Here is an 8,633-nt window from a genome sequence, read left to right on the forward strand (position 1 = left end):
CGCCCCGTACCGCTCAGGTCTGAGTGGCGAAGGCCGGAAATCATCATCAGGGCGCACGGGTCGGGAGGAGAGCGCCACCAGGATGTCCGTCATGGCACAAGAAATCGGAACCCTCGCCCAGCAGACCGCTGACCGGCTGGCCGAGCAGCACGTCGGCGCGGTGGTGGCCGTGGTGGCGGAAGACCTCGTCGAGATCCGCGGTTCCGGCCGCACCGGTGCGGACCACGGACGGACCACCCCCGGCCCCGACACACTCTTCGAAATCGGCTCGGTGACCAAGACGTTCACCGCCCTGGCCCTGGCGCGCATGGCGTCCGACGGCAGGGCGGGCCTGGACGAGCCGCTCGGTGATCTGCTGCCCGACGGGACCCACGTACCGTCGCGGGACGGCCGGCGGATCACCCTGCAGCACCTGGCCACGCACACGTCCGGCCTGCCGCGACTGCCCAGAGGCATGCTGCTCCGGTTCCTGTTGCGGCCGTCGACGCCGGATCCCTACGCCGGCTGCACGGCCGACGTTCTGCTGTCCGGGCTGGCCCGGACGCGGCTGGGGGCCACGCCGGGGAAGCGGTTCCGCTACTCCAACCTCGGAGCCGGACTGCTGGGACTTGCCCTCGCCCGCCGCGCGGGCACGGAGTACGAGACCCTCATCACCCGGGAGATCTGCGCCCCGTTGGGGATGTCCGACACCCTCGTGTCCGTGGACGATCCGCGCTCGCAACGCTCGGCCCAGGGCCACAGCCGCCGCGGGCGGCCCGTCACGCCCTGGCACCTTGCCGACCTGGCCGGAGCGGGCGCCCTGCGGTCGACCGCGACCGACCTGGTGGCCTACGTACGGGCCCAGCTGGCCGCCGGTCCCGTCCCCTCGGAGCTCGCCGAGGCGATCCGTCTGAGCCGGGGCGTCGAGCACCGTACGAGCTCCTTCGCCTGGGTGCACCTGGGGTGGATGGCGCACCGCCTCCACCCGCGGCAGGGCGCCCACCTGCAGATCTGGCACAACGGAGGAACGGGCGGCTTCTCCTCCTTCGTGGGCTTCGATCCGGAGAAGGCACTGGCCGTCATCGCTCTCGGCAACACCCAACGCCCGGTGGACCGGCCGGCCTTCGACCTCCTGCGCACCTTGCAGACGGCGCACGCCTCCAAGCCGAGCTGAGCGGAACGCGGTCACACCGATCCACGTGTGGACCCGCACCCGGCGAGTCCTCACACCATCGCCCCCTCACCAGGTCACGTACAGCGCCTCCGGGGAACGGTGTATCAGCGTGGGCCGCATTCTGGGCGCCGGCCGGTCCCGGTCCAGCCGGAGCTCCGGCAGGCGCCGCGTCAGCAGCTCCAGCGTCAGACGGAGCTGCTCGCGGGCCAGTCGGGATCCGGGACACCCGTGGGGCCCGTGCCCGAAGGCGAGGTGCTGCCGGTTCACGGGCCGGGTGATGTCGAACTCCCCGGCCCGCTCGTACCGCTCCCCGTCGCGGTTGGCGGAACCGAACGCCACCAGTACGGCCGCACCCGCGGGCAGCTTCGTCCCGCCGAGGGTCACCGGCCGGGTCGTGACCCTCCGGAACGCCTGGATCGCGGTGTCGTGGCGGGCGGCCTCCTCCACCGCGGCCGGGATCAGCGACGGATCGGCGCAGAGCATCCGCCACTGCCGCCGATCGTCGTCGCCGCCGAGCAGGTGCAGCAGTGTGGTGCCGATGAGGGCGCCCGTGGTGAGGAACCCGGCGATGAGGAGGTTCTGCAGGCTTGTCACCAGCTCGTGCCGTTGCTCGAGGGCGAGCTCGCCCTCACCGGGCGCGAGCGCGGCCACCATGGTCGAGCACAGGTCGTCCCGGGGCCGGGCCCGCCGGTCGCGGACGTACTCGTCTAGCAGGTGCTGCAGCGCCACCACGTCCTCGGCGGCGGCCACCTGATCCTCCGGGGGCAGAGGCCGGAACAGCAGTTCCTCGGCCCGGTAGCCGCCGCGCACGGCCGAGGGCACGTCGGTGGGGTCCAGCCCGATGAGCCGGCCGATCACCAGGCCGGGCAGCCGCTGGGCGTACGCCTCCACCAACTCCGCGGCCCCGTCCGCGGCGAAGCCGTCCACCAGCTCCTGGGCGCAATGGCGTGCGTACGGCAGCAGGGCCGCCACCCGGGAGCCCGACAGCCCCCGGTTCAGCGGAGCCCGGTGCCGCCGGTGAGCTGCGCCGTCGGAGGACACGACGGTGGGCCGGGGCCCGAACCCCCGCGGCAGGACACCGAGGGCGGCCTCCGACAGCGGGACGTCCGGCAGCAGCGAGTTCGCCGAGGAGAAGTCCTCCGTCCGCAGCAGTACCTGCCGTACCTCCCGGTCGCGCGCCACCAACCACGCGTCGAACTCGGGCACGTACGTCAGCCCCTCGGTCCGGCGGGCGCGCTCGTAGAGCGGGTACGGGTCGCGGTACAGCTCGTCACGCCGTGCCTGGACTTCGTGCCACGTCACTGGGACCTCCGTATCACGGCCGGGACGGACCGGGCAGGAACGCCGTTGCCGTCGGCGACGTGCCGTGCGTCGGCCGGGTCATCCTGCCCGAACCGGGCCCCGCCCGGTAGGGCGCACGACGGGCCCGGCCGCGTTCGCTGCCGCGCAGCGCCTACGGTGCGCCGGGCGGCGTGGGGGTCGGGTTGATGGTGGCGAGGGCGGCGGTGTAACCGGCGGGGGCGGGGAGGTCGGTGAGGGTGTAGCCGGTGAGGAGCGGCGGAGTCGGGTGGGTGCCGACGTAGGGGTCGGTGAGGCCGAGGGCGAGGCCGGTGCCGGTGGCTTTGAGGCAGGCTTCCTTGCGGCTCCAGACGCGGGCGAGCGCCTGGGGGCGTTCCTCGGGTGCGAGGGCGCCCAGTTCGGCCGTTTCCTCGGGGTGGAGGGAGTTGATGACGTCGGCGACGGCTTCGGGGGAGGGGGTCTCTTCGATGTCGACGCCGACCGGGCGTGCGGCGAGGGCGACGTAGGCGAGGTCGCCGCTGTGGGAGAGGGAGAAGTGGACCGCGCTGTCGGTGATGGCGGGGCGCCCGTGCGGGCCGCCACAGCAGGGGCACTTCTCCCGGGTGAGGGGGACTTCACGCGGGGGGAGTCCGAGATGGCTGCCGAGGAGGATGCGCAGCCCGAGGTGGGCGGCGAGGTAGCGGTGGCGTGCGTCGGGCCGCAGGAGGCGAGCGGCCTTTGCGCGTTCCTCGGCGTCGAGGACGGCGTGTGCGTCCTCGACGCGGTGGCCGCCGATGGTGTGGGCGGTGATGTCCAGGGACCACACTATGGCGGTGGTGCCGGTGGGGGCCGGTCCGGTCCGGGGTGTGCCGGGGCCGAGTCGGTTCACGTACTCGATCATCCGACCGAGGGTAGACGAGGGGGCCGACGGATGGGTGTGAGGGTGCTTCGCACAGGACAACGCGCGGATCCTGCCGTGCGCGCCCGACGAGGACGCCGGGACCGCCGGTGCGGAGACGCACTGCCACTCGGCCCCGCCCTCTCAGGAATGCCGGTGATAGGCCTTGTTGGCGATGCGCCAGCCGTTCTCGACCGCGCGGACCAGCAGAAAGATGTCGGTGAACGTGTCCGCGCCGTGCGAGAGCGTCATGGTCGCGGTCGCGACGGTGCCGTGGACGTCGACGGTGTCGATACGGCGAGACCGGGTCGGTTCGTCGGCGGCCGGTCGGCCGTGGAAGAGCGCGCAGTATTCGTCCAGGGGCCACGAGACGAATGCGCCGTCCCGGATTCCTTCGATGTGGGCGGTGGGCAGGAACGCGCTCCGGAAGTGAGTCGGGTCGCCGGTGGCATGTCCGTGGATGTAGGCGCGGAGCGGTTCGAGCACGGCATCCGGCACGGCGGGGACCGTGGCAGCAACAGCGATGTCGGACTCAGGGTCGGCAGAGGGGTCGGCCGGACTGGCTGCGCTGCGCAGTGGGGTGTTCGACGCGGCGGCCAGAAGAGCCATGTCCTTGGCCAGCGCGCCGATGGTGAACTCAGCCGTGACCGCGCCCGACTCGCCGATGAGAAACGGGCGTTTGCGGGCCACGAGTTCGCCGAGCCGGCCGAGTTCGAGGATGTCCAGCGCCTGGGCGCGGGGAAGGCCGAGGGCATCGGACTGCCGCAGTGAGTCGCGCAGCGCGAGGACGGCACCTGCGAGGCTGTTGTTGGCGATCAGCTTGAGCGAAGCGGCAGTGGAGGCGTCGTCGACGCGCCGCACGGTGCCCAGCGTTTCCAGGACCGGCCGCACTCGGTCGAAGGTGTCCTGGCGGGCAGCGGCGAGGATCTGCAGGGTGCCGGCCGAGGCCGCAGGCACGGAGCCGAGCACGGGCGCGTGGACGTAGGACTCGCCGATGTACCGGGCCAGCTCCGACGCTTCGGTGGGGGCGATGGTGCTGGTGTTCAGCACGATCGTGTCTGCTCGCAACGAGCCACGGACGTCTTCGAGGACTTGTCGGCACGCCGGACCGTCGAACAATGCCAGGAGCACGAGTTCGGCCTTCGCCACGGCTTCCTGTGGATCGCCGGCCGTCCTGACGGCGCTCGACGTGCGCCCGGAGCGCGTCCAGCCGACGACGTCCCGGCCCTTGGCAGCCAGTCGGGTCGCGATCGCGTCGCCCATGCGCCCCAAACCAAGGACGGCGATTGTGTCTGGTGAGGTCATGGACGCCAGATTGGTGCACGGCAATGGCTGCGACAAGCGCATATCTCGCAGGCCGGCTCTGCGAGATACGCATACCGACTGGTCATGCCGGTGCCACGGAACAGACGGTGTGGCGGATTTTCGTGACCATGTGTCGAATCGGGTCTCCATCGGCGGCGGCTGCGGCTGCCGCCGCCGACGAGGTGTTGGGGCGTTCAACGAGGAGCGTTCAGCTGCAGTCCCCCATGAACCGGCCCTCGAGGTGATCGGAGCCGAGGAAGAGGAAGCATCCGATTCGCCCCCGGCGAGCGAGGCGCGCGAACACCACAGACAGACAGACAGACCGACCGGCACGCCGCACAGGTCAGCCGACGGGGGAGGGGCTCCGGGGGTCGATCGGGCGGGGGACGAAGACGGGGGAGTCCGACTGGTAGAAGAGGTCGATGTCGGCCTCCTCGCCGCCGACGATCAGGGTGTCCCAGGCGCCGCTCTCCCGCAGGGTGCGGAGGGTGGCCGGGGCGATCGGGGCGAGGTGGGAGCGGAGTTCCCCGTCGTCCGGCAGGCCGGGCATCCGGGGTGCCAGCCGTTCGCGGATTCCGGCCATCCGGTCCAGCAGTGCGTCCAGGTCGCTCCCGTCCGCGCCACCGGCAGCCGCACCCCCGCCGGCATCGGTGCTGCCCGCGATGATGTCCTTGATGGCGCGGGTGACGCCCTGTTCGTCGGTGGTCACCATGGCGTTCCAGGCCCGGCTCTTGTGCCGGTACTGGAGCATGGACATTGCCGCCTCGTGCCGGATGAAGTCGGCGTCCCGCAGCGGCTTGCCCTGCCAGGCGCGGCTGAGCGAGCGGGCCAGCGAAGTGGCTGATGCGAGACCACTGTTGAGGCCACGGCCCGGCCAGAAGTGGATGGCGTTGGCGGCGTCGCCCAGCAGGAAGCCGTAGGTGCCGGGAGTGGTCGTGGTCGGCCTGTGCAGCTGTGCGGTGAACCGCGGACGCTGCACCATGTCCAGCCGGAACGAGGTGATCGCGGACAGGTCCTCCTCGGCCACCCCGAACAGACGCAGGCCCTGCCGGATCTCCTTCCACAGCGGGGAACCGCGGAGCAGGGCGGGCAGGAAGAGGGTGCCGTGGGTGGGGCAGCGGAACTCGCTGTCCTCCTCCTGCCGGCTCATCAGGCAGGGGCGGGCGGCGATGCACTCCTCGAAGACGTGGCGGACCGGGTCGATGCCGATGACGTTCTTGACCTCCTCCCGGGTGAGCCGCATGTTCAGGAAGCCCTCGCCGCGCAGCGAGTTGAGCAGGAACCGGTTCTGCGACACGGTGAGCAGCACGCTCATCGGGTCCGGCAGCTTCGACTTGACGCGCAGGCCCAGCACGACGTCCTGGAGGTGCTCGCCGTCGAGGGAGTAGATCGAGGCGTCGGCCGCGCCGAAGCGGTCGGCGTAGTGCTCCCGGGTGCGGGAGCGGCCGCCCTCGGCGACCACCAGGACGTGATCCTGGGTGATCCGGTTCTGCTCCTCCGCCACGTCGAAACGCTTGGGAACCAGGCGGATCGACGACTTCCGGTTGGCCAGGTCCAGCAGCCGGTCCTCGATGTGGGCGATCCGGATGTTGCGGGGCGGGCGGCCGTCGACCGAGTCGGGGCCGACGGGCCACATCTCGGAGTAGGCGCCTTCGTCGTCGAAGAGGGCGGCGAGCACCTCCTCGGGCAGGGCGAGGTACTGCCGGCTCTGGACGGTCACCACCTGCTGGCGGCGGAAGTTCCCCTGGGTCTCGTCCTTCCAGACGACCGAGGAGCCCTTCCTGGTCCAGCGCCCGTCGTAGAGGGTGATGGCGGTCCGCCCGGGAAGCATCTCGTCGAGCGCCAGTGCGAAGGCGAGGCCCACCGGGCCGCCGCCGGTGATGGTGACCCGCAGCGTGCCGGGGTCCGCGGCGCTCGGCCGGGGCGCGTCCAGGAGGGAGAGGTCCATGACCGTCTCCATGGCGTCCTGGTCCTCGTAGAGGAACGTTTCATCGCCGATCCGGATGCAGTCGTTCGGGCGTAGTACATGCCGCGTGACGCGCTGATCGTTGACGAACGTGCCGTTCCGGCTGTCCCGGTCGTAGAGGACGAAACCGGCGTCCTCGTCAAGGATCTCGGCGTGCAGCCGGGAGGCGCTGGGGCTGACGATCACGACGACGTTGTCGCTCTTGCGTCCGAAGCTGAGGGGCTCGCTGCCCAGAACCACGCTCTGCCCGGTAAAGGGACCCGCGCTTCCAACGATGACCGAAGGCACTCCACACTCCTTGAAAAAGATGCCTGCTGACTGCTCGTACGACAGCAACACGCCATCGCGAAGGTGTTCGGTTCAATCATTTTCGAAAGTTTTCTGTCTCTTCGTGAACCGGGGGTCCCGGTTTGTACGTGGTGTTGGCGTCGGTAGGCGATCAGAGGAGAACCGCCCCCATGCACAACGAGGAATCCGAGACCGTGACGGAGAGCACGCTCGCGGCCACCACCGTGGGCACGGCCCCCACCACGGGCACGGCCAGGACCGCGGCCGCACCGGATGTACCGGGCGGGGAACGGCTGATCGCCGGCCGCTACCGGCTGCTGTCCCGGCTCGGCGAGGGCGGTATGGGCACCGTGTGGCGGGCCCGCGACGAGACGCTGCACCGCGAGGTCGCCGTCAAGGAGGTCCGGGCCCCGGCCCATCTGCGGGCCGACGACATCGCGCGCATGTACAGCAGGCTGGAGCGGGAGGCGTGGGCGGCGGCCCGGATACCCGACCGCAATGTGGTGACGGTCCACGACGTGGTCATGGAGGACGACCGGCCCTGGATCGTCATGGAGCTGATCCGCGGGCAGTCGCTGGCCGACCTGCTGCGCGCCGAGGGCCCGCTCACACCCCGGCATGCCGCGCGCATCGGCGCGGAGGTACTGAGCGCCCTGCGCGCCGCGCACGCCGTCGGGGTGGAGCACCGCGATGTGAAACCCGCCAACGTGCTGCTCGCCGAGGACGGGCGCGTGGTGCTCAGCGACTTCGGCATCGCGATGGTCGAGGGCAGCACCCAGCTGACCATGCCGGGCGAGCTGGTCGGCTCGCCCGAGTACCTGCCGCCGGAGCGGGCGCTGGGCTGCCCCTCCGGCCCCGAGGCGGACCTGTGGTCCCTCGGCGTGCTGCTGTACGCGGCCGTGGAGGGGGTCACCCCGTTCCGGCAGGACACCGCGCTCAGCACCCTGCGGGCCGTCGTCGACGAGGAACCGCCGGTGCCGACCCGGGCCGAGCCGCTCGCCCCGGTCATCGCCGGACTGCTCCGCAAGGAGCCGGCCGAGCGGACCCCCGCCGCCGAGGCCGCCGCGGCCCTGCGGGACATCGCCCACGAACCGGACGCCACCACCGCCGCCGCCCGCGTCCTGCAGGCCCCGGCGGAACCCGAAGCGGCAGCCACGGCGACGGCGGCACTTCCCACGCCGAAGACGCCCGACACCACCCCGGAGCCCGCCCCGCCCGCGCACCCGACCGCGGCAGAGCCCGCCGCCCCGTCCCGCAAGCGCCGTGCGGCGGCCTTCGCCGCGGCCGCCTGTGTACTGATCGCCGCCGGGGCGGTGGGCTATGCCCTCACCGGCAACGACGAGGACCCCACCTCCGGTGCGGGCGGCGTACGGATGTCGGTGGCGGGCGCGAACACCACCTACACCGGCAGCTGCCCGACCCCCGAGAGCCGGGCCCCGGCCTTCACCGCGACCTTCACAGCCTCCGAGCCCACCCTGATCTCCTATCGCTGGGTGTCCGGCGACGGCTCGGTGGTGGATCCGCACTGGCGCACGATGTCCATCGGGGACAAGGCCAACCCCACCGGGCACGACACCGTGCGGCTGACGACCTACGCGAAGGCAGGCACCCTGACCACCGGAATGGCCGTGGAACTCCAGAGCCCCGCCCGCACCACCTCCAACCCGGTCCCCTTCTCGATCACCTGCACCGGCTGATCGCGGTCGGTCACCCGGTGACCGTAGGGACGACGCGCTGTCCGTAGG

6 protein-coding genes are annotated in these 8,633 nt (G+C 71.6%); 2 read left to right on the top strand and 4 right to left on the bottom strand.

Features of this window, described 5'->3' with window-relative positions; translation table 11 throughout:
• Positions 1 to 91 precede the first annotated feature (91 nt).
• Complete coding sequence (locus ACWGE1_RS22560; protein WP_453422283.1) at positions 92 to 1,153, top strand: serine hydrolase domain-containing protein; 1,062 nt, start codon at positions 92 to 94, stop codon at positions 1,151 to 1,153.
• Positions 1,154 to 1,219: 66 nt separating this feature from the next.
• Here the strand turns inward: ACWGE1_RS22560 and ACWGE1_RS22565 are convergent, their stop codons facing one another.
• The 4 genes from ACWGE1_RS22565 to ACWGE1_RS22580 all read right to left on the bottom strand — a co-directional run bounded on the left by ACWGE1_RS22565 (position 1,220) and on the right by ACWGE1_RS22580 (position 6,939).
• Positions 1,220 to 2,455, bottom strand: coding sequence for a cytochrome P450 (locus tag ACWGE1_RS22565; RefSeq protein WP_453422284.1), 1,236 nt, complete (start codon positions 2,453 to 2,455; stop codon positions 1,220 to 1,222).
• 151 nt (positions 2,456 to 2,606) lie between these two features.
• On the bottom strand, positions 2,607 to 3,332 hold the full coding sequence (locus tag ACWGE1_RS22570) for a 4'-phosphopantetheinyl transferase family protein (RefSeq protein WP_453422285.1): 726 nt from the start codon (positions 3,330 to 3,332) through the stop codon (positions 2,607 to 2,609).
• A gap of 141 nt (positions 3,333 to 3,473) precedes the next feature.
• Positions 3,474 to 4,634 carry a nuclear transport factor 2 family protein gene (locus ACWGE1_RS22575; protein ID WP_453422286.1) on the bottom strand — a complete coding sequence of 387 codons (1,161 nt, stop codon included), beginning with the start codon at positions 4,632 to 4,634 and terminating at the stop codon, positions 3,474 to 3,476.
• A 343-nt stretch (positions 4,635 to 4,977) separates the two neighbouring features.
• Positions 4,978 to 6,939, bottom strand: coding sequence for an FHA domain-containing protein (locus tag ACWGE1_RS22580; protein WP_453422287.1), 1,962 nt, complete (start codon positions 6,937 to 6,939; stop codon positions 4,978 to 4,980).
• A 119-nt stretch (positions 6,940 to 7,058) separates the two neighbouring features.
• Here ACWGE1_RS22580 and ACWGE1_RS22585 point away from each other — a divergent pair, with 119 nt between their 5' ends.
• Positions 7,059 to 8,585, top strand: a complete 1,527-nt coding sequence (locus ACWGE1_RS22585) for a serine/threonine-protein kinase (protein ID WP_453422288.1) — start codon at positions 7,059 to 7,061, stop codon at positions 8,583 to 8,585.
• Positions 8,586 to 8,633: the final 48 nt, after the last annotated feature.

Source organism: Streptomyces sp. NPDC054932 (assembly GCF_053610205.1).

Coding starts and splice junctions, on each gene's coding strand:
- ACWGE1_RS22560 (WP_453422283.1), top strand. CDS start 92: ATGGCACAAGAAATCGGAACCCTCGCCCAGCAGACCGCTGACCGGCTG.
- ACWGE1_RS22585 (WP_453422288.1), top strand. CDS start 7,059: ATGCACAACGAGGAATCCGAGACCGTGACGGAGAGCACGCTCGCGGCC.
- ACWGE1_RS22570 (WP_453422285.1), bottom strand. CDS start 3,332: ATGATCGAGTACGTGAACCGACTCGGCCCCGGCACACCCCGGACCGGA.
- ACWGE1_RS22575 (WP_453422286.1), bottom strand. CDS start 4,634: ATGACCTCACCAGACACAATCGCCGTCCTTGGTTTGGGGCGCATGGGC.